Origin of the sequence: Brockia lithotrophica (assembly GCF_003633725.1) — a bacterium.
In the GTDB taxonomy this organism is placed as follows: Bacteria; Bacillota; Bacilli; order Thermicanales; family DSM-22653; genus Brockia; species Brockia lithotrophica.
The window spans coordinates 65,384-91,347 of sequence record NZ_RBIJ01000005.1; the positions used below are offsets into that span (position 1 = coordinate 65,384).

21 protein-coding genes are annotated in these 25,964 nt (G+C 64.8%); 2 read left to right on the forward strand and 19 right to left on the reverse strand.

Features of this window, described 5'->3' with window-relative positions:
- Positions 1-88 precede the first annotated feature (88 nt).
- The 3 genes from rpoE to speE form a co-directional block, all read right to left on the reverse strand.
- A complete protein-coding gene (rpoE, locus tag C7438_RS07600; RefSeq protein ID WP_170143640.1) occupies positions 89-565 on the reverse strand; it encodes a DNA-directed RNA polymerase subunit delta in 477 nt (158 codons plus the stop codon).
- A gap of 68 nt (positions 566-633) precedes the next feature.
- A complete protein-coding gene (speB, locus tag C7438_RS07605) occupies positions 634-1,503 on the reverse strand; it encodes an agmatinase (RefSeq protein WP_121444772.1) in 870 nt (289 codons plus the stop codon).
- A complete protein-coding gene (gene speE, locus C7438_RS07610) occupies positions 1,500-2,342 on the reverse strand; it encodes a polyamine aminopropyltransferase (RefSeq protein WP_121444773.1) in 843 nt (280 codons plus the stop codon). Before speE ends, speB begins: the two co-directional genes overlap by 4 nt.
- 140 nt (positions 2,343-2,482) lie before the next feature.
- Between speE and C7438_RS07615 the strand changes: the two genes are divergently transcribed.
- The gene (locus tag C7438_RS07615; RefSeq protein ID WP_121444774.1) at positions 2,483-4,471 is read left to right on the forward strand and encodes a transglycosylase domain-containing protein; all 1,989 of its coding nucleotides are present in this window, start codon (positions 2,483-2,485) and stop codon (positions 4,469-4,471) included.
- Here the strand turns inward: C7438_RS07615 and C7438_RS07620 are convergent.
- Both C7438_RS07620 and tmk read right to left on the reverse strand, forming a co-directional pair.
- Entirely contained in the window at positions 4,440-5,396 is a 957-nt protein-coding gene (locus tag C7438_RS07620; RefSeq protein WP_121444775.1) for an ROK family protein, read from the reverse strand. The genes C7438_RS07615 and C7438_RS07620 overlap by 32 nt on opposite strands.
- A gap of 34 nt (positions 5,397-5,430) precedes the next feature.
- Entirely contained in the window at positions 5,431-6,099 is a 669-nt protein-coding gene (gene tmk, locus C7438_RS07625) for a dTMP kinase (RefSeq protein WP_211322142.1), read from the reverse strand.
- A 217-nt stretch (positions 6,100-6,316) separates the two neighbouring features.
- Here tmk and C7438_RS07630 point away from each other — a divergent pair, with 217 nt between their 5' ends.
- Positions 6,317-7,582, forward strand: coding sequence for a HAMP domain-containing histidine kinase (locus C7438_RS07630; protein ID WP_121444776.1), 1,266 nt, complete (start codon positions 6,317-6,319; stop codon positions 7,580-7,582).
- On the opposite strand, the gene C7438_RS07635 is transcribed toward C7438_RS07630, so the two are convergent.
- From C7438_RS07635 to C7438_RS07700, 14 genes are all read right to left on the reverse strand, one after another.
- Entirely contained in the window at positions 7,579-10,482 is a 2,904-nt protein-coding gene (locus C7438_RS07635; RefSeq protein ID WP_121444777.1) for an insulinase family protein, read from the reverse strand. The genes C7438_RS07630 and C7438_RS07635 overlap by 4 nt on opposite strands.
- A gap of 1 nt (position 10,483) precedes the next feature.
- Positions 10,484-10,930: a bactofilin family protein gene (locus C7438_RS07640; protein WP_211322143.1), complete on the reverse strand. Its 447-nt coding sequence runs from the start codon at positions 10,928-10,930 to the stop codon at positions 10,484-10,486.
- Between the two features lie 22 nt (positions 10,931-10,952).
- A complete protein-coding gene (locus tag C7438_RS09280) occupies positions 10,953-12,014 on the reverse strand; it encodes a M23 family metallopeptidase (protein ID WP_211322144.1) in 1,062 nt (353 codons plus the stop codon).
- A 175-nt stretch (positions 12,015-12,189) separates the two neighbouring features.
- The gene (gene deoD / locus C7438_RS07650; RefSeq protein ID WP_121444779.1) at positions 12,190-12,915 is read right to left on the reverse strand and encodes a purine-nucleoside phosphorylase; all 726 of its coding nucleotides are present in this window, start codon (positions 12,913-12,915) and stop codon (positions 12,190-12,192) included.
- Between the two features lie 40 nt (positions 12,916-12,955).
- Positions 12,956-14,386 carry a protoporphyrinogen oxidase gene (gene hemG, locus C7438_RS07655; RefSeq protein WP_121444780.1) on the reverse strand — a complete coding sequence of 477 codons (1,431 nt, stop codon included), beginning with the start codon at positions 14,384-14,386 and terminating at the stop codon, positions 12,956-12,958.
- A gap of 5 nt (positions 14,387-14,391) precedes the next feature.
- Positions 14,392-15,333, reverse strand: coding sequence for a ferrochelatase (gene hemH / locus C7438_RS07660; RefSeq protein ID WP_121444781.1), 942 nt, complete (start codon positions 15,331-15,333; stop codon positions 14,392-14,394).
- On the reverse strand, positions 15,330-16,436 hold the full coding sequence (gene hemE, locus C7438_RS07665) for a uroporphyrinogen decarboxylase (RefSeq protein ID WP_211322145.1): 1,107 nt from the start codon (positions 16,434-16,436) through the stop codon (positions 15,330-15,332). Before hemE ends, hemH begins: the two co-directional genes overlap by 4 nt.
- 84 nt (positions 16,437-16,520) lie before the next feature.
- The gene (locus C7438_RS07670; RefSeq protein ID WP_121444782.1) at positions 16,521-18,290 is read right to left on the reverse strand and encodes a phospho-sugar mutase; all 1,770 of its coding nucleotides are present in this window, start codon (positions 18,288-18,290) and stop codon (positions 16,521-16,523) included.
- Between the two features lie 71 nt (positions 18,291-18,361).
- Positions 18,362-19,504, reverse strand: a complete 1,143-nt coding sequence (locus C7438_RS07675; RefSeq protein WP_170143641.1) for a S1C family serine protease — start codon at positions 19,502-19,504, stop codon at positions 18,362-18,364.
- A gap of 105 nt (positions 19,505-19,609) precedes the next feature.
- A complete protein-coding gene (locus tag C7438_RS07680) occupies positions 19,610-20,329 on the reverse strand; it encodes a hypothetical protein (RefSeq protein ID WP_121444784.1) in 720 nt (239 codons plus the stop codon).
- A complete protein-coding gene (locus C7438_RS07685; protein WP_121444785.1) occupies positions 20,326-21,558 on the reverse strand; it encodes a hypothetical protein in 1,233 nt (410 codons plus the stop codon). Before C7438_RS07685 ends, C7438_RS07680 begins: the two co-directional genes overlap by 4 nt.
- Entirely contained in the window at positions 21,548-23,353 is a 1,806-nt protein-coding gene (locus tag C7438_RS07690) for an ATP-binding protein (RefSeq protein WP_121444786.1), read from the reverse strand. The genes C7438_RS07685 and C7438_RS07690 overlap by 11 nt, the downstream gene beginning before the upstream one ends.
- Positions 23,331-24,035 carry a response regulator gene (locus tag C7438_RS07695; protein ID WP_121444787.1) on the reverse strand — a complete coding sequence of 235 codons (705 nt, stop codon included), beginning with the start codon at positions 24,033-24,035 and terminating at the stop codon, positions 23,331-23,333. The genes C7438_RS07690 and C7438_RS07695 overlap by 23 nt, the downstream gene beginning before the upstream one ends.
- A gap of 110 nt (positions 24,036-24,145) precedes the next feature.
- Complete coding sequence (locus C7438_RS07700; protein WP_170143642.1) at positions 24,146-25,795, reverse strand: peptidoglycan DD-metalloendopeptidase family protein; 1,650 nt, start codon at positions 25,793-25,795, stop codon at positions 24,146-24,148.
- Positions 25,796-25,964 lie beyond the last annotated feature (169 nt).

A 25,964-nucleotide genomic window follows, 5' to 3' on the forward strand; every position in this document is an offset into this window, starting at 1 on the left:
CCCGCGGGTTTGTCTTCCCTTCGCCTCTACACCCGCAAGCACCCTCAACCGCACACTCGACAAATTCTAGACCGGGCATTCGTACCCGTCAAGGGGTTTCTTCTTCCCCCTCGAACTCTCCGTCCTCCTCCTCGGGAAGCGGGAGCTCTTCGTCGAGCGGTTCCTCGGCGAGGAGATCCTTTTCCAGGTCTTCGAGCACGACCTCGCCTCCCTCCTCGTCGAGCCCCAGAGGAAGGAGGTCCTCCTCTTCCGCTTCGAGAAGATCTTCCTCGAGTTCGTCTTCTTCTTCGAAGGTGGGAATGAGTTCTTCGTACTTATCGAAGGGATACCAGTCCCGAAGTCCCCACTGCCCTCCTCCTACGTGGACGAAGCGCCCGTCTACGTTGAGGGAGGTGTAAAGCTGAGCCATTCGAGCGACGTCGTCCGGTGCATATCCCTTTTGCGCAAGGACGCGGGCGGCAATCTCTTCAAACGGCATGGGTTCGTGCTGGGAAAGGCCCACCAAAAGGCGGTACGCCAGTTCAACCATCGGCGTCTCGCGGACGTACTCCTCCTCCCAACCCATCCTCATCCCTCCCGAACGAAATCGACGTTCCCATTCTAGCCCAAAACCCACCCGGCGTCCCGTCCGCACTACGGTCGGCCCTCGCCCGGAGAAAAGAGAAAGAGCAGTTCGCGTACCGCCTTGGCCGCAAGTACGGCGGTGATCCCCGTATCGTACGCAGGCGACACCTCGACGAGGTCTGCACCTACCAGGCGGACGCCGGCGCGGTAGAGACGTTCGACACCGGCATAAAACTCCTGGGGCGTGATGCCGCCCGGCTCGGGCGTCCCCGTTCCGGGTGCAAAAGAAGGATCGAACGCGTCGATGTCCAGGGTGAGGTATACGGGGCACCGGGCGAGACGATCGGCGAGTTCTTCGATCGCATCGCGGAAGACGAACGGTCGAAACACGAGGTGTTCCGCCGCCCAGGCCCATTCCTCGGCATCTCCGGAACGAATGGCAAGGCTGAAAACGCGCTCCGAACCGATCTTTTCCGCAACGCGGCGAATCACCGTGGCGTGGGAAAGCTCTTCCCCTTCGTATACGGACCGAGCGTCGGCGTGGGCGTCTACGTGGAGGACGCACAGATCCGGAAACGCCGTATGCGCCGCCTCCACGAGGGGAAGGGTGAGGAGGTGCTCCCCGCCCAAGGCAAAGGGGTATTTCCCGCGCCGGTAGACCGTCTCCCCAAAGGCGCGAATGGAAGCGAGGGAGCGGTCGCGCGCGCCGTGCGGCAGCGGGAGATCGCCCACATCTGTGTAGGAAATTTCCCGAAGGTCGCGCCGTAGGTAGGGGCTGAAGGTTTCGAGAACCTGGGAGGCGGCACGGATCGCCTGCGGACCGAAGCGCGTGCCCGGCCGAAAGGAAGTCGTGAGATCGAGGGGGACTCCGAAGAGGAGGACGTCTCCTTCCGCCTGCGCCTCGAGAAAGGCGGGGAGAGAAGTGCCACCCAAGGTCATGCTTCCCCTCCTTCCCGGAGAGCCGTGAGGAGTTCGCGCGGAAGCGCAAAGGAGGCGCGGTGCACCTCCGGCGTGTAGTACCGCGTGGGGAGGGCCTCGGCGCGTGCGGCATCGAAGGTGAGGGGATCGGGACCGAGGCTACCCAAGGTGAAGCTCCACAACCCCGAGGGATATGTGGGGATCGACGCGAGGTACGTCCACACGCGCGGGAACGCACGACCTACAAGGTGGTGGGCGCGAACCACACGTTCGCGCTTGAGCCAGGGGTTGTCGGTCTGCGCCGCAAACAGCCCGTCCGTTCGCAGGGCGCTGCGCAGCTTTTCGTAAAAGGCGAGCTCGAAGAGCTGGACGGCCGGACCTACCGGTTCGGTGGAATCTACGAGGATGACATCGTAGTACGCCGTTCGGCCGTCGAGAAAGGCAAAGCCGTCGGCGACGTGCACATGTACGCGGGAATCCCGGAGGCACTTCCCGGCTTCCGGGAAAAACGCCTCCGCCACCCGAAGGACGGCGGCGTCGATCTCTACGAGGTCTACGCTTTGCACGGAGGCGTGGCGCAAAACCTCACACGCAACGCCGCCATCTCCGCCCCCCACGATGAGCACGCGTTCGGGATGCGGATGCGTGACAAGGGGAACGTGGGCGAGCATCTCGCTGTAGACGTGGCCGTCGCGCTCCGTCGTCATGACCATGCCGTCCAGAAGGAGAACCCGACCGTAGGCTTCCGTCTCCAGGACGTCTATCCTCTGGTACGGCGACACCTCGTGGTGCAGGCTCCGGCGGACCTTGAGGCTTAACGCAACTCCCTCGGCTTGGTATTCGGTAAACCAAAGTTCCACCCGGGATCCCCTTTCCCTTCCAGGATCGGCGACCTACCGGGACGATTATACGCTTCTTACGCGGGAAGTCCAGTCGACCGACGCAAGGTTTGGCCCCGTTCCCCCGGAACCCATACTGAGAGGAAGGGGAGGGAGGGCCCGTGTGGAGACAGATCGCACACGTCTTCTTCATCCTCATCGTCCTTCTCGTGGCAGGCACGACCGCACTTGCCGTCCTCGTGATCCTCACACCCCTTCCGTACGAACCGCGCGAGGAAATCCATCACCCAACGCTCCTCTACGACGCAAAGGGCCAGGCGTTTTCTCCCTTGGGAGGGAACATCTTTCAAATCCCCTTGCGAAAGGAGGACATCCCCCCGCTGGTCAAAGCGGCGACGCTCGCCGTCGAAGACCGGAGGTTTTACCGCCACTTGGGCGTTGATCCCCTGCGCCTCCTCAAGGCGCTCTACGTCAACGCGCGTACGGGGGAAATCCGCGAAGGCGGAAGTACGATCTCACAACAGCTCGCGCGGAACCTCTACCTGAGCCACGAGCGCACATGGACGCGAAAGTTCAAAGAGCTCGTGTACGCCTTGCGCCTCGAACAGCGCCTGAGCAAGGAGGAGATCCTCGGCCTCTACCTGAACACGATTTACTACGGAAACGGGGCCTACGGGATCGAGGCGGCCGCGGAACGCTACTTCGGAAAGGCAGCCAAGGACCTCTCCCCCGCCGAGGTGAGCTTCCTCGTCGGATTGCCCAAGGGTCCCACCCTGTACGATCCGTACCGCCACTTCGAACGAGCCCGTCAGCGACAGCGCGAGGTCCTCGACGCCATGGTTGCCGCGGGAGTCCTTACCGAGGACGAGGCCGCACGGGCGTGGAAGGAGGAAATTCGCCTTCTCCCTCATCCCGAAGAAGCGAGGACGGCGCCCTACTTCGCCCGCCAGGTCGAGACCTGGCTCGAAGAAACCCTCGGAATCGACGAAGGGACGGCCCGGCGGGCGGGGCTTAAGGTCTACACGACCCTGGACCCCCAGGCCCAGGCTGCGGCCGAAGAAGCCGTGCGCCGGCACATCCCGCCGGATGCCGACCTTGAAGCGGCGGTCGTCGTCGCCGATCCCCGCACGGGGGCCGTGCTCGCCCTCGTCGGCGGAAAGGACTTCGCAAAAAGCCAGCTCGATCGCACGCGCGCGCCGCGCCAGCCCGGATCGACGTTCAAACCCTTTGTCTATCTCACCGCACTCGAAGAGGGCTACACGCCCCTCACCTTGGGTCCGAGTCGGGAAAAGACGTTCGTCCAGGCGGACGGAACGCCGTACACCCCGAAAAACTACGGCGACCGGTACGCAAATGCGGACGTCCCCCTCGCGTACGCGATCCAGACGAGCGACAACGTCTACGCCGTGGATACGATCTCCCGCCTCGGCCCGGAACGGGTCGCCGTCCGAGCCCGCGATGTGGGAATCGCCGAACCGCTCCTCCCCGTCCTCTCCCTCGCCCTCGGGACCTCCGAGGTGAGTCCGTGGTCCCTCACCCAGGCATACGCGACGCTTGCCGCGGGGGGCGTGTACCGCCCCCTCTACCTCGTAGAACGCGTCGAAACCGCAGACGGGCGACTTCTCTACGCGCACCGTCCGGAAGAACGGCGGGTCGCCGGCCAGGATACGGTCTACGTCCTCACCCACCTCCTCGAACGCGTTCTCGACGAGGGGGGGACGGGGCACCTCGTCGCCGCCCGCTTGAAACGTCCGGCGGCGGCGAAAACCGGAACGACCGCGGTGGACGGGTGGATGGCCGGGTATACGCCCTTTCGCGTCGTCGTCGCCCGAGTAGGGTACGACCAGGAACGCACGCTCGACAACCGGGAGGCCGCCCTCGCAAAGTTCATCTGGGCCGACACCTTGGAAGGGGCCTCACACGACCTTCCTCCCGAAGACTTTACCCCGCCTCCCGGAGTCACCTTCCTCTCCGTAGATCTGCGTTCGGGTTGGAACACGGGCCGGTTTACGGAGGGAAGTACGCGCCTCGCCTTCGTACGGGGAAGCGAGCCTACGCTCCTCCCCGCGGCAAAGCCTACGCCTCCTTCTCCTGAGGGACCTTCGCTTTGGGAGCGCCTCAAAGACCTCTGGCCCCGCGTCCTTCCGTAAACGCGAGGTACGCGGCTCCGAGGACGCCCGCATCCTCCGGATGCTCTCCTGGCAAGAGGAGGTCAGGAGAGAGAAACTCCGGCAAGGCGTACCGGGGAAGGGCCTCGCGGAGCGGGGCGAAGAGCACCTCTCCCGCGCGGCTCACCCCGCCGCCGACGACAACCCGTTCGGGGTTCAAGGCGTTCACGAGGCCGCCGACGACGAACGCCAGGGCTTCTGCCGCCTGCCCGAAAATCTCCCGCGCGGCGGCGTCTCCTCGACTCGCCGCCTCCGCCACGTGGCGGGCGGAAATCCGTCCCTCGCGGGCAAGAACTTCCGCGAGGTAGGGCGATCGCCCCGTTTCCGCCGCTTCGTGGCCGCGGCGGGCGATGGCGCGACCGGAAGCTTCCGCCTCCAGACAGCCGCGCTTCCCGCAAGAACACAAATCCCCGCCCTCGCGCCGAACGGGGATGTGGCCGAATTCGCCGGCAAAGCCGCGTGCCCCGCGGAGGAGCTTTCCTTCCGCAAGAATTGCCCCCCCGACCCCCGTTCCCAAGGCGAAAAAGAGGACCCACTCGGCTCCCCGAGCGGCTCCCCGCCAAAGCTCCCCGAGAAGGGCGACGTTTGCGTCGTTCTCTACGGCGACGGGGAGGGGAAGTGCGCGGGCGAGGCGATCCCGCAGGGGAACGTTCCGCCACCCCAGGTTCGGGGCGTGGCCGACCACCCCCGTTCGCCCGTCGACCCACCCCGGGACGCCGACCCCCACAACCGCCACCCCCTCCCCATTCGTAAGAAGGGACCGAACGAGGTCTAGGAGCGCCTCGAAGACGGCTTCTCCTCCTTCCCGCGGCGTCGGCACGCTTCGAAAGCGGAGGATAGCCCCGTCTTCGCGGACGACCCCTCCCTTGATCTGAGTCCCTCCAACATCGATCCCCACGGCGTACATTCGCCGACCCCCCTCGTGCGTTCGTCTCAGGGCCTTAGGGCAAAGGCGCTTCGCCGGCCAGGTGTCGTGTTAGAATGGGGAGTGCTCGTCGGACGAGTTCATCGGGCGCGAGGCGCGCGTCGAGGCGGACGAAGCGGGGTTCGGAGCGAACGAGGCGTTCGTAGCCTTCCCGAACGGAGGCGTGGAATGCGGCGTCCAGACGGTCGAAGCGGCTGTAGACCCGCCCCTCGTCGCGCGTGAGGCGCTCGAGGGCCTCCTCCACGGGGAGGTCGAGGTAAAAGGTGAGAGAAGGCCACAACCCTTCGAGCACGACTTCGTTGATCGCGCGTACCCGTTCTACCCCGGCTCCTCGAACCATCCCTTGATACACCAGACTTGAGTCGACGAAGCGGTCCACGAGTACGACGCGCCCGGCCTCGAGCGCCGGGCGAATCACGCGAACCACGTGCTCACGGCGCACCGCCGCGTAGAAAAGCGCCTCGGTCAGGGGATCGACGTCCGCAGACTCCTCGCTGAGGAGAAAGGTGCGCACCTGTTCTCCCAGGGGAGTCCCCCCCGGTTCGCGGGTGAACACGACGTCGTACCCGGAGGAGACGAGCTCCTCCCGAAGACGGAGGGCAAACGTGGTCTTCCCGGACCCTTCCGGCCCTTCCACGGTAACCAGACGGCGTCGGAGGAGGGTAAGGAGCGTCTCTTCTCCCACGAAGATTCCCCTTCTTCCCCTAGATCGTCGTCGCAATCAACCCGAGGCGACGCAGCGGGCAGGGTACGTATTCCTAGGACAACAGGACCAATTTCCCGGTCTCGTTGGCCCAAGAAGCAGGAAAGTTCCTCGAAATTGCGGAAAGAATACCAGGGAAAGCGGTTTCGAGTACTAGTCTACGAGAACTACGGATTTACGCGTAGAAAGGGAAGCGTCCATGCCGTCTTTCTTTCCGCCAAAAGACGAGGCAAGTTCGGGGTTCCCGATCCCATACCTCGATCTGTGGCGCGGATTTTTCGAACGGGGAGAGGAGAGGTTTCCCCGAGCCGAAGTCCGCGACCTCTGGCTTGCCTATCGCGATTCAAACCTTTCTCCCTACCGCGAACCGGAAATCTGGACCGTTCCCGAGGGAGGAGAAGGGCAAAAGGAGTGCCGCCGTGTCGTGGAATCCCTCGTTCGGGAACTCGTACGTGCCGGGGAGGCCGGGTTTCTCCTCGCGTGCGTAGAGGCGACGGGCGTCGCGTCGGCAACCGCGGCCGATCCGGAAGGGACCACGTTTTCCGAACGTCCGTTTGAAATTCGACCGGGAACCGTGCTCGCCTTCCCTCCCTATCCGCCCACGGCCTACGCCCTTGTGCGCCGTGGGGGAGCGGCGACCTGGCTCGTGGGCGCGGAGCACCCCCACGTGGCCTGGCACCGCTCTACGTCGTTGGCCGTATCCCTTCCCGGATCGGCACACAGGACGCTGGTGGCCTTCTTCCGGGGCTACCCCCCCGTACGCCGGATCGCCACCGCGATCCTCGCCGCCCTTCCGCGCCTCTCTCCCTCCGGAAGTTCGGAACCTCAGCCGCGACCCCAGTCTTCGCCGTTTACGGCTCTGCGGCCGCTCTTTTCGTTTCTCGCCCACGAAATCTTCAATCCCCTCACGCACATCCGCGGATTCCTCGAACTGCACGCGAAGGGTGGGGAGCGCGAAGCGCTTTTGCGTGACGCCACACACATCGAACGGACGCTCCGCGCCTTTCTCCTCCTTTCGGATCCCCAGGGCAAAGAGGGGGAGTCCGTGGTAGACTTCCGCGTCCTCCTGCGCACGGCCGTTGACCAGGCGGCCCGTATTTCCCCACTCGCCGTCGCCTTGCCGCAAAAGCCGCTCCTCGTACGCGGGGATCCGCTTCGCCTGGAAATCGGATTGCACCTCGCGCTCACCTGGCTTCAGATGCTCGGCGACCCCTTCCCCTCCCTTGTAAGCGGAACGAAGGAAGAAGAGGCGTTTTTGCGGCTGGGAGGAACGGGCCCCGTGCCCCGGAGTGCGCCGCCGGGAGAATCGACGTTGGGGCAGGGTCTGGAGGCCGAGGAGGTCCTCTTTGCCCTCGCCACACGCCTCCTCAGCGAAGGTGGAGCCCGCGTCGACCCGCCGGAGGCCGAAGGGGAGGGGTGGCGCGTCACCGTACGTTTTCCCCTCGCGCAAAAGGCAAATCCCTAAAAGCCCTTTCCCCCGGGCAAAAGGTTTGTGTGCCGAACAAACCGTCCGTGGGCGATGAGCGCGTCCTTAGGCCCTAGGGCGACGACGCGTCCTTCGCGGGCAAACGCTTCAAGGTAAGGTACGTACGCCCGCAGATCTTTTGGCGTCGTCGCAAGGACTTCGGCCCGCCGTGCGTCGAGCTCTTCGGGCGTGATCCCCGAAAAGTATTCCGCATCGCCGCGTTCTCCTTGAAGGGGGGGGCTGAGGGGTTGGTCAAGGCGGGCGATCGTGCCCAAGATGAGGTCGTGCATGTCCTCGTCCCCGAGGTCAACCTCCCGGAGGAAGGACACCGCCTCATCGTAGACGAGGATCGTCTCTTCGAGGTGGGGATCGCGGTACGAGCTCATCACGAGGCGGCCCAGACGGTCGATGCGGGCGAATGCACCGTATGCCCCGCCTTCTACGCGCACGCGGTTCCAGAGGTACTCGAGGCGGAGGAGCTGCTCGAGGACGTAGGCAGAACCGCGGTGCTCGTACCCAAGAGGTGCGAGGTCGAGCCCCTTGGCGACGTAAAACACGTCCGCGGCGGAAAGCAGAGCCTCGTCTGCGGCGGGCAAAAGCGCGGGAAGCACACCCTCCACCGGCTCTCGGTTCGGAAGGGAAGCGAGAAGGGGCGCAAACGCCGTCCGGACGGTGTCCACAAGGTCGGGGTCTGCCGTAAAGGAGACGACGGCGGGAACGCGGAAGAGCTCGCGGTAGACGCGCTCCGTTTCCCGGGCGGCTGCGGCGAGCGCCTCTTCCCCCTTTTCGAGGAGCGCCCGTAACCAGAGGATGTGTTCCACGCCGCCGGTCCGCTCCAAGACCGCGGCTGCAGGACTCATCTGCGCGAGAAGGCGCTGGGAGGCGACGAGGTGCCCGCGCGGAACGAGGTCGGATTCCAGTCGGGCGAGCCTCTCGCGTAGACGTTCGGCGAACTGGGGGAACGCGGAGATACGCGTCCCCGTGGCGATTTCCTCCATGAGCCCCGCCAAGCGGGGAAGCTCTTCGGCCAAGGCGCGGCCCCGGAGTGCCAGGTGAAGTTCTGGTTTCCCCTTCGCCCGTTCGTAGACCGCAATCGACGCGCTTACACCGCCCGTATGGCGATCGAGGAGTTCGGCCAGCGTCTCGGCGTCGTGCGCCTCCGTCGGCATGCGGCTGAGGAGAGAGGGAAGAAGGCCCGCGTAGAAGAGGTCCTCGGGGGCGAGCGAGGCGAGCGACACGTACAGGGATACGTAGGCAATCCGTCGGGTAGGGATCGGGTGCAGGAGGATCACCCCGCCTCCTTCGCGGATGACCTCCGTAGGGACCTTAGGAGCGGATCGCGGTACGTCGTGGAGGGCGAGGCGGGGAAGGAGGGCCTTGGCTTCGGGCGGGTCCGGCGTCCGCTGCTTTTCCACAAGCTCGGCCGTGCGCCGACGCAGTTCCTCCTGTGCGGATGGGGAAAGGCTCGCAAAGGAGTGGCGGAGGACGGAGGTAAGGGCCGCCTCCTTAGCCTGGGCGAGTCCGGGCTTGGGTTCGAGGACGACGAGCGCCTGATGCGTCCCCCGAAGGAAGAGTCGGGAGAGGAGGTCGGTAAAGAATCCCGTGGGGGTGCGCATGCGGATGTCTTCCAGCACGGCGGAGAAGTTGAGCGGTTCCAAGGGGTCGCCGTCGTACCGCCAACTCCGAAGCGCTTCGAGGAGGTAGACGAGTCCCTTCGGGTAGCTCCCCGTGTCGGCCTCCCGAAGCTCGAAGAGCTTGCGCGTGAGAGCCGCCTGAAGCAGCCCCAGGGGGATCTCCTCGCGGACGAGGCGCTCCACGGCGTCGCGCGCCGCGGCAAAAAAGGCAAAGGCTTGCCCTTCCGGTATTCCCTTGCCCACGAGGGCGAAGTAGGGCTGGCGAACGTCCGCCTCCACGTAGGCGTAGACGTCCTTAACGAGCCCGGTGCCGAGAAGGGCTTGCCGAAGCGGTGCGGCGGGACGGTTGACGAGGGCGTAGGCGAGGATTTCTAAGGCAAATACCCACAACGTGTCCCGTGCTTCCTCGCCGAGGACGCTCCCCCATGCGGCGTAGGTTTCCCCCTTTTCTTCGCCTTCCGGCAGGGGATAGGCTTCGAGAACCACCCGTGGGGTGGGGAAAGGAGGCTGTAGCGGGGGAAGGGGGGTCGGAGCCTTATGGGAAAAGTGGCGCAGCGCGCGATCCTCGAGAAACTCCAGCACTTCCTCCGCAGCCAAATCCCCGTATACGAGGAACAGGGCATTTCCGGGATGGTAGTGCTCTTCGTGGTAGCGGACGAAGGCTTCCTGCGTAAGGCCGGGAATTGCGTCCGGGTCACCGCCGGAGTCGAAGCGGTATACCGTATCGGGGTAAAGGGCACGTTCGAGGGCACGGGAAAGTCGGGCTTCCGGTTGGGAGTACGCCCCCTTCATCTCGTTGTACACGACGCCGCGGATGTGCGGCTCGCCGTCCTCGACGTGCAGGTGCCACCCCTCCTGCATGAGGATGGTAGGGTCCTCGTGGAGGCGGGGGAAGAACACGCCGTCGAGGTAGACGTCCATGAGGTTGAAGAGGTCTTTGGCCACACGGCTCGCCACGGGGTAGACGGTCTTGTCCGGGTAGGTCATGGCGTTTAAAAAGGTGTTGAGGGACCCCTTGGCGAGGGCGACGAACGGCTCTTTCAGGGGAAACCGGCGCGAACCGTTGAGCACCGAATGTTCAAGGATGTGCGGAAGTCCCGTGTCGTCGGGCGGCGGCGTGCGGAAGGCGGCCGCAAACACCTTGTTGTCGTCGTTCGTTTCGAGGAAAAGAACGGGGGCACCCGTCGCTTCGTGGACGAAGATCTTGGCCACGGCACCGATGTCTGCGGCACTTTCGTGCCTTACCTGCACGTACCCACGCGGCATCTCACGAGACTCCCCCTTCGTTCGGCATCTCTGTGTCCGTACCTTCCTTTGCAACCTCCGATTCCTCGCGGTTCCGCCCGATGCGGCGCGCGTAAAAGTCGCCGGCGGTTCCAACGGGCGTACCCGCTTCCAAAGGTTCCTCTTCGAGGCGTTGGAACGTCCCGACGAGATGTGCCCCTTCTTCGACGACAAGGTCTCGATAGTGGAGCTCGCCTTCAAAACGAGATCCCCGGCGCAGGATTACGGTTCCCTCGGCAATGAGCTTTCCCCGAAACCGCCCCGAAATCTGCGCACCTTGCGCCCAAACGTCGCCCTCCACTTGACCGGAAGGACCGACGATGAGCTCTCCTTGACAGTGAATGTCCCCGCGAAAGCTCCCGTCCATACGCACGGCCGCCTCGCTCGCGAGCGTACCCTCGACACGTGTCGAAGCGTCGAGGTACGTCACCCGTCCTTCCCCTGCGGGACGCTCAGTCGAGGGGCCTTTCTTCCGAGACAGCATGGACCACACCTCCAAGGTAGGGAACCGGATCGATCGGACGACCGCCGAGGCGCACCTCGTAGTGGAGGTGTGGCCCCGTGCTCCGACCCGTAGACCCCATGTAGGCGATGAGTTCGCCCTTCTTTACGCTCTGTCCTCGTTGTACGACCACCCGACTCAAATGCGCGTAAAACGTCTCCACGCCGTTCCCGTGGGCGATGCGTACGGTAAGCCCGTATCCCCCGACCCACCCTGTGTCGACGACGACGCCGGAGGCCGCCGCGTGAATCGGCGTTCCCGAAACGTTGGCGATGTCGACCCCGGTGTGCATTTGCAAGGCAAAGGTAAAGGGGTCGCGCCGCATCCCGAATCCCGACACAATCCTCCCATCGGCGGGCATGATGCTCGGCACGTGTTCGGCGATCTCTCCCAAAAGGGCGATCTTGTTTCCAATCGCCGCTCCGCGCTCCTCGCTTCCGTTCAGGCGTTCGGCGAGGGAAAAGAAGAGCGCGGACGCATTCCCCGCCGTACCGCGGGGAGGTTCTTCCCCCACGAGGGAGGTGGGCCGAGGGCCGGACGTGGACGCAGAAAGCGGAGTGGTCTCTCCCCGGGCAATAGTGCTCTTCCCCGTAACCTGCGTCTCCAGCGCCGCGGCGAGCCCCTCGAGCGCGGAGAGCTTGCGTTCCGTCTCCGTGAGGCGGCCATCGAGCACCGTAACCCGCTGTTTCCAGCGCACGAGTTCGTCTTCCAGGGCGACGTTTTTCGCCCGCGACTCGCGGGCCTCCGCCTCTGCCTGCTCCTTGGCCTGCAGTGCGCTGTGGAGCTCCTCCCGCAGGTTTCCCGACGTTGCGTACTGGTGGACGGCAAATCCCGTAAGCGCGGTGAGCCCGAACCCCGCCGCCGCCAGCGTCCCGTAAAAGGCGCGGCGGGAAACGCGCAGCGAACGGGCTTCCCCGCCGTCTAAGGGGATCAGCTGAAGGACAAAGGCGTCGGGGCGGGGATCCGATGTGAGATCACGCCACGACCGCTTGTCCCATCGCGTCTCCTTCACCGCCTTCCCCCTCCCGATCTCCCGCGTGTTCCCAAACTCCCAACCGTTTCTCGAAAATGCTCCCGGAAAAACGACGAACGGGCAATCCGCAGCGCAAAACCAGGCGCTTCACATTGTATCCCAACGAAAGAACTTACTCCACCGCGAATTCCGAAATCGGAAAATCGGCCGCCGCCTACTCCTTTTCTTCATCGGAGACGAGGGTTTCCAAGGCGAGGCGGATCATCGCCGTAAACGTCCGCTCGCGCTCCTCCGCTGTGGTCTCCTCCCGCGTCACGAGGTGATCGCTCACCGTGAGGATGGACAGGGCGCGGGCCCCGTAGGCTTTGGCGATCGTATACAGCGCCGCGGTTTCCATCTCTACGCAGAGGGTCCCGTGTTCGGCGAGCTTTTTCTCGTAGGCTTCTTTGTCCGCGTCGCCGTAAAACCGATCGGTGGTAAAGACACCGCCTACGTGGACGGGGAGCGCGAGGCGCCGTGCCGTTCGGTAGGCGGCGTAGAGAAGGGAGAAGTCGGCCAGGGGGGCGTAGTCGATGCCCCGAAAGTGTAGGCGATTCATGTTCGAATCCGTAGAAGCACCCTGAGCGAGGACGACGTCCCTGAGGCGCACTTCGGGAAGAAAGGCGCCGCACGTCCCTACGCGGATGAGCGTGCGTACCCCGTACTCGCGCATGAGTTCCGTAGCGTAGATCGCCATGGAGGGCATGCCCATGCCCGTTCCTTGCACCGTCACCCGTTCCCCGCGGTACGTCCCCGTGTAGCCGTACATCCCGCGGACGGCGTTCACTTCCACGGCATCTTCGAGGAATTCGCGGGCGATAAACCGCGCCCGCAGAGGATCTCCCGGAAGCAGGACCTTGGGCGCAACGTCCTCCCTGCGAGCACCGATGTGCAGGCTCACGACGGAACGACCTCCTCGCAGCTTCCGTTTTGCGCGCCGCCTACGGGCGCCTGGCCGAAACGGTGAGGTATTCGAGGACTTCCTCTGCCGCCCGCTCTCCTCCCGTGAGGCAGTCGGGGATCCCTACGCCGGTAAAAACCGCACCGCGAACCACGAGCGGAAGGCCAAAGTTGGCAAAGTAGGCGCGAATGCGGGCGAGGCGCTCCTTGTGGCCCACCGTGTACAGGGCAAGAGAGCGCTCGAAGCGGCTCACGAGGGCAAAGCGGACGGGGGGAAGGGGATTGCCAAAGAGGCGCACGAGGTCTTCCTCCACGGCTTCCCGAATTTCGGCGTCCGTCGAATACCGCTCTACAGAGCGCCGATCGACGAACACCCGTACGAGGGATTCTCCCGGGGGCACCGTATGCGGCCACTTCCGCGACGTGAAGGATACCGAACTTACGACGCGTCGCTCCCGCGGCGGGACGAGGATCGCCGCACCGGGGAAACCCGGGATCGGCGAAGCGGCGAAGCGAAACGCGATGTTGGCCGTGGAAGAATACGGAATTTCTTCGAGGAGGGCCGCACCGTCTTCCCGCCCCATCCCGCGCAAAAGGCGCGCGAGCTCCCACGCGGGAAGGGTGCTCACCACGACGGAAGCGGAAACGGTCTTCCCCGTGGAAAGCGTGAGTTTCCAGAGCCCGTCCTCCCAGGTGAGGGCATCCACTCCCGTGCGCAGGTGGACGGCGTCGGAAGGCAGTTCCCGGGCAAGGCGACGGACGAGTTCTTCGAGACCCGAACGGAGGGTGACAAACTTCCCCGCTCCGGGCGCCTGCCCGGCGGGCCTCGGTCTTCCCTGCGGAGACGTGCGGGCAGACCGCCGCAACCCGAGGAGGACGCTTCGGTAGCGTCGCTCGAGCTCGCGGTATGTGGGAAACAAGGTATCGAGGCTCAGGATGTCCGCCTCGGCGCCGTACACCGTGCCTACGAGGGGCTCGATGAGCGCTTCGACCACCTCTTCTCCGAAGCGCCGGCGGAAAAATTCGCCTACAGAAACGTCCCCCGGAGCTTGCAACGGAGGAAGCACGAGGTCGAGCGCGGCGCGGAGTTTGCCCGCGGGGGAAAGAAGCGGAGTGCGGATCAGGGGGATAAGGCGCCGCGGAACTCCCATTTCCGTGCCCGGGGGGAGGGGGAGGAGTCGGCCGCGGCGGCATACGTAGGTCGGCCCTGCCTCCGGATTTTGCACGACGAGGTCGTCCTCGAGGCCAAGTTCGCGAAGCACGGCAAAGATCGCATCGCCCTTGGCAAAAAACGCGTCCGGACCGCGCTCGATGATCGCTCCGTCTGCGACGTAGGTCTCCACTACGCCCCCGAGCCGCGGGGCCCGTTCGTACACGTCGACGCGCAGGTCGGGAGCGCGATCTCGGTTTCGCAGGAGGTAGTATGCGGCGGCAAGACCAGAAACGCCACCGCCCAACACGGCGACCCGCATTTCGCTCACACCTTCTCTCTCCCCGAGCGGCGTCCATCTTCCGCGTAGGCCCGCGCCTCGCGAAGTTCCTCCAAGACGAGCGCGGCGAGCATCCCGACAAAGGCCGCCGACGATCCCGGAAGGGGGAGGCGGTGGAAGGCGAGGCCGTGTTCTTCCGCCACCGCCCTCGCCTCCACGTCCAGGTCGTAGGCGACCTCCAGATGTTCGCTTACGAAGCCGATGGGAGCTACGAGAACTCGGCGCGCGCGGCGCGCGACCTCCGGAAGGACCTCCCCTACGTCGGGACCGATCCACGGAAGGCCCGGCCGCCCCGCACTTTGAAACGCGAGACGGTACCTCCCTTCCGGGATCTCGGCCGTACGGGCGACGGCGGCGGCGAGGCGTTCCAGGCTTCGGACGTACGGGTCTTCCGGCGGAACGGGAAGGCTGTGTGCCGTAAAGAGGACGTACGAACCGTCGTCCTCCCAGGCACCGCGTACGACCTCCGCCCACCACGCCACAAGGCAAGGGTGGGTGCCGTAGTCCTCGACGACGCGCACTTCGAGACCTAGCGGTTCGGCCGCACTCCGGACGCGCTCCGCGTACTCGACGTGGTGGGCTGGAGAATAGTGGGGAGCGAGGGGAAGGAGGAGGATGCTTTGGACGCCCTGAGCCGCCAACTCCCGAACCCCGTCTTCCAGGTACGGGGGCGCGTGGCGGTACGCGCTTACGAGCGGAAGATCGTCGGAAGGAAGAAGCGCGGAGAGTATCCGGCGTAGGGAGAACACCTGGCGTTCGGTCTCGCGGAGGAGGCGGTCGGTCCCGCCGACGGTCTGGTAGCGCCGGATGAGGTCGTCGAGTTCTTCGGGACTCGGAGGATGTCCGCGGCGGATGTGCGTGAAGTACGACGCGATCTCCTCCAAGCTGCGCGGCGCGCCGTAGGATGCGACGAGGACGCCCACCCTCATGGAGATCCCCCTTTGGCCTGCGCGCGTCTGCGTGCGGCCGACGTCGTGCGGACAAAATCCGTAAGGTGCTTGAGCTTTCCCAAATCGACTTCCGGGAAGAGGCCGTGTCCGACGTTGAAGATATGGCCGGGGGTTTGTTCCCCCTCTTCGAGGACACGTTCGGCGTAGGCCTCGAGAAGGTTCTCGGGGGCGAGGAGCCACGAGGGGTCGTAGTTCCCCTGAAGGACGAAGCGACCCCGGGTACGTACGGCGGCCTCGGACAGAGGAACGCGCCAGTCCACCCCGAGCACGTCCACGGAGAGATCGGAGAGCAGCGGCAAAAGTTCTCCCGAAGAAACTCCCGGATAGTAGACGAGCACGTGCCCCGGATTTTCCCGACGGAGCCCTTGGAAAAGCCGTCGCACGTACGGAAGGACGTACTGTTCGTAGTCCCAAGGGGACAGAGCCCCCACCCAGCTGTCGAACAACATGAGTACATCCGCACCAGAGCGGGCTTGGTACGTGAGATAGTCCACCGTCAGGTCGACAAGGGCCTCCAGAAGCTCGTGCCAAAACGCAGGGGCGGAAAGGTAGGCCGCCTTCGTACGGCGGAACTCCCGCGTCGCCCCGCCTTCCAAGAGGTAGCTCGCCACGGTAAACGGCGCCCCGGCAAAGCCGATGACGGGGACGGGAGCATCTCGCAGGGCAGACAAAATCTCGCCCACAAAGGAAACGCGTTCGGGCGCAAAGGCGCGCAGGCGCGCGACGTCCTCATCTCCGCGCACGGGCGGATCGATCACGGGACCTTTCCCTTCGATAAACCGCACGTCGAACCCTGCGCCGGCGATCGGGGTGAGGATGTCCGCGTAGAGGATCGCGGCGTCCACCCCGAGCCGATCTACGGGCAGAAGGGTGATCCGCACCGCGGTCTCCACGTCGCGACTCGCCGTAAGCAGATCGCGCTCGCCCTTCAAGGCGTGGTACAACGGGTCGTACCGTCCCGCCTGCCGCATGTACCACACCGGCACTCGCTCCACTGCTTCGCGACGCGCGGCGCGCACAAAGAGGTCGTTCCTACGCCGATTGGGAGGGGGGATCTCTTCTCCCCCTCGTTTGGGCCCCACCTCTTCTCCCCCTTACCCCCGCGCCCCGCCCGGGATTTTCGCCCTTCCCTGGGAAGCGCTTACGCCTTCCGCCAAAGGAAAGGGTTACGCACCCGTTCCTTCTTCGGGACGGGAAAAGTGTTCTGCGATGAAGTCTTCGAGCAGCGCGAGCTTCCGCTCAGCTTCGCCTTCGTCCGCTCCCACGACACCTAGGTATACCTTAAGCTTCGGCTCCGTTCCCGAAGGCCGTACAGCAAGCCACGACCCGTCTGCAAAGATCCAACGCACGACGTCGGAACGCGGGAGCGCCAAAGGCGTCTTTTCTCCGGTCTGCACGTCCGTGGCCGCGCGCTCCAAATAGTCCTCTCGCCGGACGAGGGGAAGGAACCCTACGGCTTCCGGCGCAAGGCGGCGAAAGGCGGCCATTTTCTTCTCCCGAACGACTTCACCGCTCGCCCCGGGATAGGTGTAGGAGAGGAGCCTTTCGCGGTGAACGCCGTACTGCCCTTCGATTTCCCGGAGGAGATCCCACGCCGTACGCCCTTGGGCGCGGAGTTCGGCGACCAACTGGGACACGAGAAGCGCGGCCTGAACGGCGTCCTTGTCGCGCACAAACGAACCGGCTAGGTAACCGTAGCTCTCCTCAAACCCGAAGACAAACGTGTGCGAGCCGGTCGTCTCGAACTCCAGGATCTTTTCCCCGATAAACTTGAACCCCGTGAGCACATCGAAGACGCTGAGTCCGTACGCCTCGGCGATCTTTCGCCCGAGTTCTGTGGTGACGATGGTCTTCACCACCGCGCCGTTGGGCGGTAGAGTTCCCTCCTCTTTCCGCCTGCGCAGGATGTAGGCGAGGAGGAGAACGCCGAGCTGATTTCCCGTAAGGCGCCGGAGGATCCCGTCGGACCCACGGACGAAAACGCCGAGCCTGTCGGCGTCGGGATCGGTCGCGAGGACGAGATCGGCCTCGAGCCTGTTGGCCCAATCGAGCGCCAGGCGAAAGGCCTCTTCCTCTTCGGGGTTAGGAACGCGTACGGTGGGGAAGTTCCCATCCGGCTCCCGCTGTTCCGGGACGAGGAAAAGCTCGGAAAACCCCTTCCGCCGGAGCACCGTCTCCACGGGCTTGCCCCCCGTCCCGTGCAGGGGAGTGTAGACGATGCGCACGGAAGCCGCACTGCGCTGACCTTCGGGAGTGAGGGGGAGGAGGTCGAGGACGCGCGCGTAGTACGCCTCGTCTACGGCCTCACCGACGTACTCCACGAGGCCGCGCGCCTGGGCTTCGGCAAGGGGAAGCATGGGCACTCCGAAAGGATCGGCGATGTGCTTCATCTCCCGTGTCAGGGCTTCGGCAAACCGCAGGGTGATCTGCCCTCCGTCCTCGCCGTACACCTTGTATCCGTTGTACTCCGGCGGATTGTGGCTTGCCGTGATCACGATCCCGGCAAGGGCCCTGAGGTGCCGTACGGCAAAGGAGAGCTCCGGTGTCGGGCGTACGTCGTCAAAGAGGTACGCGCGCACCCCCGCAGCGGTGAGAACGCCCGCGGCCTCTTCGGCAAACAACCGCGAGTTGCGGCGAGAATCGTAAGCGATGACCACACCCCGCGCCCCGTCGCCGTACGTCCCCAAAAGGTAGCGGGCCAAAGCCGCAGTAGCGCGCCGGACCACGTACCGGTTCATGCGCGCCGTACCTGCGCCCATGATGCCGCGCAGTCCTCCCGTGCCGAAGGGAAGGTCGCGGTAGAACCGGTCGAGGATCTCTTCAGACGTGAGCCGGCGGAGTTCCCGAGCCGTGTCTTCGTCCACGGGAGCCGCCAACCACCGCGCGTATTCCCGCTCGGCGCGCTTTTCCCATTCGGCGAGAGCGCGTCCTTCCACGCTTCGCACCCCCTTTTTGCCGGCCCTCCGTGTTCTCGCACGCACGTTCTGCGAGCCATTATACCAGAATCTCACTCCTGCTTGGCCTTTTCCGCGTCCATGCTCCCGAGTTCCACCTCCGCCTCCGACCTCTCTTCGCCGCGCAAGAACTCGATGCGTACCCGCTCTCCGGGACGATGGCGGGAGTAGAGGACGGCCCGTAGGTCCGCCGCATCGTTCACGGGTACGCCGTCGACGGCGACGATCACGTCTAGGGGGCGAAGTCCCGCTGCGTCTGCCGGACCACCGGGGAGGACGTCTACGAGCACCACGCCGCGCGTGGGCCTCTCGGGCAGGTGGAGGGTGTGCGCCTGCTGTTCTGCGGGGATTTCCCAGGTGTTTTTGGGCTGCACTCCGAGGTACGGACGAACCACACGCTCCCCGCGGGCAAGGGCCTCGAGAATCGGCTTCGCCACGTGGCTCGGAATGGCAAATCCGATCCCTTCCACGCCGACGGCGGAAATCTTTGCACTCGTAATCCCCACAACCTCTCCCGCCCGGTTGAGGAGGGGACCGCCGGAATTTCCCGGGTTAATCGCCGCATCCGTCTGAATGACGTCGAGTTCCCAATCGACCTTCCCGTCTCCGCTCAGGTCGTAGGGGATCGTGCGCTTGGGCGCGCTGATCACCCCGGCGGTGACGGATCGAAAGTAGAGAAGCCCCAAAGGATTGCCGATGGCCAAAGCGGGTTCGCCGGCGCGCAGCCGAGTCGAATCTCCGAAGGGGAGAAGGGCGTAGGCGACGTCGGGCCTGGGAAATACGAGCACGGCGAGGTCGCTCGGGGGATCGGCTCCGACGAGGCGAGCCTTTCGCCTTTGGCCGTCGGAGAGTACGACGTCGATTTCTTCTGCCCCCGCCACGACGTGGTGGTTCGTGGCGACGTAGAGAGAGCCTTCCTTTTCGGAAAAGAGGATCCCCGAGCCCGTGCCTACGGGAACGGGTCGGGGATTTCGTTCCCACAATCCGGGAGCGCGGGAGAGGTTGACAACCCCGACGACACCCAAGGCCGCCCGCTCAGCAACCTGGGCGAGGTCGTCGGAAAGAAGGGCTCCGACGGGCGCGGGGGGACTCGAGGGCACGGGCGCCTCCTTCGGATCGGGCCGAAAGAGAAAGAGGACGAGGGCAACGAGAACCGCCCCAAGAAAAGGGAAACGGGCAAGCGGGCGCAAACGCACGCCAAACCCTCCTTTCGCCATGCGCTCTCGTTGCCCTTAGCGTGCCCGACCCGGCCCTCCTTTAGCGGGAAAATCGCCCGAGCGGAGGTGAGCAAAGGTCTTCCCTCAAGGTTGCAGACGGGGGGTTCCTTGCTGCAGGAGGAGGCCGAGAAACCCGCTTACGTCGTACACTTGGTCTCCGACGGTCGCTCGCCATACGGGGACGATCAGGCGGAGGGGGTCCTTTTCCCCGTAGGGCACGAGGCGGAAGCCAGCTTCGAGCCGATCGATCTTCTTTCCCGGGGGGAGGACTCCGGCATCCGCAAGCACTTGGGCGACGCTTTCCGGAGGGATGAGGAGTCGTGGTGGCCCCTTTTCCCGCGGCACGACGGGGTGGAGGTGGACCGTCCTTCGGTCTTCCTCGACCTCCACCCATCCGTCGAAGACGGGATACCCGTCGAGGAGTTGGCGGTAGACCGTCCTTCCGCCCGCCTTACCCACCAAGCGGAAACTGCGCGCGTAGGGGAAGTATTCGGCGAGCGCAACCTCTTCTCTTCCCTCGGGCAGAGGAGTCGGAAGGAGAGCGGTCCACTCTCCCCGGCCTTCCGCTACGAGCCGAACTTCGGGAAGCGCGAGGTTTGCGTACGTCTCGTCTACCGTCCAATAGGAGAGGTACGGCTGGTCCCGCCCGATCCCCGCGGGAAGTCCAGCGGTCCGCGTATCCCCGGGGAGGAGGGGGCGAAGACCCTCGTACACGAATCGCTCCCCGAGCCAGAGGACGAGGAGGAAAGCGTCGAGGACGAGAAAGAGGACGAGGAGGTAAAGGAGCGGTTTCGCCTCTCTCACGACCCTCCCCCCCTTCCTTCAGTGGGGACAAACCGACGCGTCTGCGGCAACCACCAGTATGCGCGCGGACGGGCGATTCCCTGTCCCGGCGTGTCGCCTTCGACGAACTCGTAGGCGACGAGCCAAAGGGCATCCGGGGTCGGCCTCTGGATCTCCCCACTCGGGGGAGGCAAGGTGACCGCCTCCGGGAGCACTTCGAGGGAGACACGCTTCCGCAGGGGCCATCGTCCCTCCACGACCTGCGGTCCGTTCATCCGGAGCTCGATCTCCCCGAAGGGAACAGGGCCGGTCGGCCCCGGCACGAGAAGGGGAAATCCCTCCACGTGCTCGACGAGATGGAGGATCACGTCGCCGCCTTCGCGTTCCTCACCAACGAAAGCCGCGGGGAAGAGGAGTCCCCCGTGGCGATTCAAAAACACCGCCGCAGAAGAGAGGGGGGAGGGGTGCGTGCCCTCGTCTCGCCGTAGGGCCGGAGCGAAGTACGTAACCTGACCGTCCCGTCCGAAGCGTACGCTCTCCACCCCGTTCGTGAAGATCTGGGCGCCCGTTCGCTCGCGAAAGGCGCGAAAGTTGGGTGCGTCGAAAAAGAGGCGCGAGAGGAGCTCTTCGGGAGAAGGGGTTTCGTAGGCGAGGCGGTAGACAGGGAGGCGGATTTCCGAGGTGGGAACTACAAAAGGCACCCGTCCTTCCCCTCGGGGAAACTCACGTGCGGGCACGCTTCGGTCGAGGTACGGCGTGAGGGGCGTCCAACCTTCGGGGACCGCCTCTCCGACGTACAGCGTCTGTCCGGCGCGGAGAAAGCTCCCTCCGCGCGCCGGACGCTCCGCGAGCGGAAGATCTTCCCAAAGACCGAATTCCTCAATTTCTCCTGCTTCGACGCCGGCAAAAGGAAGCGAAGGGGAAGAGGGAAAGGGCGACAAAGGGGTAAAGGTGAACGTGCGGTAGGGGGAGGGTAGGAGGGATCCTTCCCGCCAAGGGCCGCGTACGGCAGAGGCGAGAGAGCCGATCGGTAGTCCGTAGACGATCCGTACGTCGTCTCCTACGCGGTAGATCCCAACCCCCCACAGGAAGTCCGCAGGAGTAAGCTGCCCCTCCTTCTTGGGAGCGGGTTCGACGGCGCGGGCATAGGGAAGGAGGGGAGGTTCTTCCTGCCAAATTCGGTACGTGAGAAACACGCTCACCCCCACGAGAAAGCCAAGGAGGATGCCGAAGAGGCGTTCAGCGCGCACAATCCCCACCTCCGGGGAGGTAGAGCGTGACCGTCGTCCCCGCACCCTCCTGAGAGTGGATGGAGATATCCCCGCCGTGCAGGCGGACAATTTCCCGGGAAATAGCGAGGCCGAGCCCCGTTCCTCCAGGGTTCCGAGTGCGCGAGCGGTCTACGCGGTAAAAGCGTTCGAACACGTAGGGGAGATCGGCGGCCGGGATTCCCACGCCCGTGTCGGATACGGAGATGCGCAGTCGCCCGCCTTCTTCCCCTACCTCGAGGCTCACCTTCCCTTGGGAAGGGGTAAACTGCAGGGCATTGTCCAAGAGGTTGTCGAGCACGCGGTTCATGCGCTCCACGTCCAGAAACACGCAAAGCTGGCGTTCGGGGAGACGGTACGTAAACTCCACGTCCTTTTGGCGAAAGCGCATGGCAAAGCGCTCGACGACCTCAGCAATCCACAGTCGGACGTCCGTAGGGGCGAGGCGGAGGGTCATCTCGCCGGCGTCGATGCGGCTCAAGGTGAGGAGGTCCGCGATGAGGCGCTCCATCCTCCGAGCCTCCCGCAGGGCTACGGTGAGGAAGTGCCGCGCGTTCGGCGAAAGTTCTTCCTCCTCGGCCGCCTCCAAGTACGCCCGGATGGCCGTGAGGGGCGTCCGCAGCTCGTGCGACACGTGGGCGACGAACTCCTTCTGCCGCGCCTCGCGCCGCATTTCCTCCGTGACGTCCGTGACGGCCACGACGACGCCACCGTCGGGCAGGGGGTTCGTCTTGATCCGGAGGTTTCGGTTTCCCCTCTCCAGGAGAAACGCCCCCGCTTCGCTAAAGAGGTTTCCGAGGTCCTCGTCCGACGGGAGGGCAAAGAGCTCCGAAAGCGTACGTTCCTCAGCCTGGGAAACACCCAGGAGGTCGAGGGCTACGGCGTTCGCCGCGTAGACCCGACCGCGGTCGTCGGCGGCGAGAATCCCTTCCGCCATGTGGGCGACGACCGCCGCGAGGCGACGGCGTTCCGCTTCTAACGTGTGAAGGGCATCGCGAAGTGCCTCGGCCATCCGCACGAACGCGCGGTCGAGACGGCCGAGCTCATCGGCCTCCTCGCTCGGCCTGCGCGAGGGAAACTCGCCGCGCGACAGGGCTTCCGCTTCCGCCGTAAGGGCGACGATGGGAGCCGATATCCCCCGGGCAAAAAAGAGGACGACAAGGGCGCTCACCCCGAGGGCGATGGCCCCCGAGGTAAAGAAGAGCCTCCGCAGGTCGGCGATGAGCCGAAACGTCTCGGCGGCCGGGACGTCCATGACCACCGCACCGACGACGTTCCCCTGATCGCGGATGGGAAAGGCGGCTACGCGAAAGACCTCCCCTTCCTCGCCGCGGACGAACGGACCCACCGTGGCCACTCCCTCCAGGGCGCGTTCGACCCCCTCGTGGCGCAACTTGTGCCCCACAACCCGCGCGTCGGACGGAACACTCGCGACCACAAAGCCGCGGTTGTCCACCACGTAGACGCGCCCGCTCGTCAGCGGGGTGAAGTTGCGAACGATCGTCTCGATGTCTTCGAGGAGGACGTCCTCCCGGGCGGGGAATTCCGCGGAAAGGTAAGGGGCGAGGTAAAACGCCAAGAACTCCCCCTCCACGCGCACAGCGTCGTCCAGGCGGCCGACGTAAAACGCCTTCAGGTTCGTAGCGAAAAGCGCGCCCACGAGCTCGAGGGTGAAGAGGAGGAGAAGGGTAAAGATGAGCGTGAACTTGAGCCACAGCGGTGTGCCGCGGGCGTGAACCGTCCGGGAAAACCACCTACGTACGTTCGTCATCTTCATGGGGGATGTAGTACCCCGCCCCCCTCCGCGTACGCACGATTTCCGGCCGCGCGGGGTCGCGCTCTACCTTTTCCCGCAGGCGGCGAATCGTTACGTCTACCGTGCGCACGTCGCCGGTGTATTCGTATCCCCACACCTCGCGCAGGAGTTCCTCCCGCGACACTACGTTGCCCCGCCTTAGGAGGAGGTACGTAAACACCTCGAACTCCTTTTGCGTCAGAGGAAGGACCTCATCGCCCCGGCGCACGACGAGAATTCCCAGATCCACCGTGAGGTCGAACACGCGAAGGATTCTCTTCGGCTCCTCCCGCCGCTGCCCTTGTACCCGACGAAGGTGAGCTCGCACGCGGGCAATGAGCTCTCTTCGGCCGAATGGCTTGGTCACGTAGTCGTCTGCCCCAAGTTCGAGTCCGAGGACCTTGTCGAGCTCCTCGCCCTTGGCCGTGAGGATGAGGACGGGTACGTCGCGCACCCTCCGCAGCCGCCGAAGGAGTTCGAAGCCGTCGAGCTTGGGAAGCATGAGATCGAGGATCACGAGATCTACAGGGGCTTCCAAGGCTAGGCGCAACCCAGTTTCTCCGTCGTATGCGGTGAGCGTGCGGAACCCTTCCTTTTCCAGGTGGTACTTTACGATCTCGGCGATCGCCTCTTCGTCTTCTACGATGAGGATGGTCTCCGCCATTTCCCATCCCTCCGAGCTCCATTATACCTTGCGCCCGATTGCCGTACGGAGACCGCCCCGTACCGAATAAAAAACCCCGGGCCTTTTGGCCCGGGGAAGGACGCAGACGGTCAGCGCGCCCGATAGTAGCTCAGAGGGTTCGTGGGCGTTCCGTTCTTCCGAATTTCGAAGTGGAGGTGAATGCCGGTGGCATACCCCGTCATGCCCATGATCCCAATCTTTTGCCCCTGTTCCACGCGTTGACCTGCGGAGACGAGAATCTGCGCCAGGTGGGCGTAGTACGTGGAATACCCGTTCCCGTGGTCGATGATCACGAGGTTCCCGTACCCGGACATCCAGGCGGCGTAGACCACGGTCCCCCGGTCGGCTGCGACGATCGTTCGATCCTGCACACCGGAGATGTCGATCCCCGTGTGGAACCCGCCCCACCTGGGGCCGAACGGACTCGTCACGTAGCCGCCCATCGTAGGCCAGATGAAGTTCCCGGTACCTTCGTACACGGGGTATCCGCCTTGGGGCGTGAATGAGTACGCGACCTTCGTCCCGATCGCGACAACCTCATCGACCGGAGGCTCGAGGACTTCCTCTCGAAGCACTTCCTGCTCCTTGAGGAGCCCGTTTTCCATGACCACGCGATACACCAGGCGCTTCTTACCGGGTTGCCCCTTCACCTTGACGACCCGCTTTCCGGCAGGGAGCGAATCGTCCTTTACCTCTTTCGTTCCGTAGGGGATGTCCACCTCGACCGTCTGCGTCGACTCTTCGCGCACGGTGAGGAGTGCCTTCGGACGCCCCACGTTGAGCTGCTGACCCGGGTGGAGGACGTCGTCGGCGGAAAGCCCCGGGTTCAGGCGGACGAGGTCGTCCACGGTGATCCCGAATTTCTGCGCCACTCCCCACAAGGTGTCTCCCGGCTGAATCTGGTAGAGTTCGGGCTCGCTCCCGGAAAGGAGAAGCGCCTCCACCGCAGACGGTTCTGCGAGTTCCTCCGGGGAAACGATGGTGGGGACGACTTCGACCGATTCTTTGAGCTGGATGTTCTTCTCGGGTTCGGAGGAGCTCCCTTCTGCCGGAGCCGCGAGCGGGACGACGTGGACGGAGGGTTCACCCGTGTACACGAGTTTCGTCCCGCCGAGCTTGCTCAACGCATCGGACAGAAGGGCACGCGCTTGTTCTTCGCTTGCGAGGTAGGCGATGTGCTGGCCGTTCACCCGGAGCGCATACGCATGCACTCGGACGGCAATACGGTCGCCCAAGCGTTCGAGGACGGCATCGTCTTCCGCCGAACCGCGGAACACCTTCACCCGTTCCAGGGCGATGGGCGTCACCGCAAAGGCCCGGCCACCCGCTGCATGCCCAATGCGTTCGAGGCGATGGACGAGGTAGTCCTGCACGACGGAAGCGGAAGATGCGTATCCGAGCGGTTCGCCGTCCGCATAGACACGGACGAGTTCGACCGTTTGGCTGCGGACGAACGCCCACGCACCGCCCGCTAAGGCGACTGCGGCGATTCCCGCAGCCGTGGAGTACCTGACCTGCGGCGGTAGGGCGCGAAGGCGATGGACCGTTTCTCGGATGCGCAAGCGAACGAGGAGTGCGCGCGCTTTCCTTCCGGCTTCCGGAAGGCGATGGGTGAACGCTACCACCCGTTCCCGAACGTTCGGCCACCGGGAAAGGAGACCCAACATTGCGGCACGTACGCGCAGCACTCTCTCCGTCGCCAAACCCATCCCCTTCGGGAGGGAAAGCGACAGTCGCACGCTAAGCTCTTCCTTCTTCCGATTCCATGCTTCCCGCAACCGCTCCCACCCAGGGCGCGGCGCGGATGAGCGCGACGTAGGATCCTGCATGCACGGCCTCCCTCGATCGCGCTCCGCAGGCCGGGGCTCTCTCTGTCTATCTAGGAAGCAAGTCTAGCACATCTCGCGT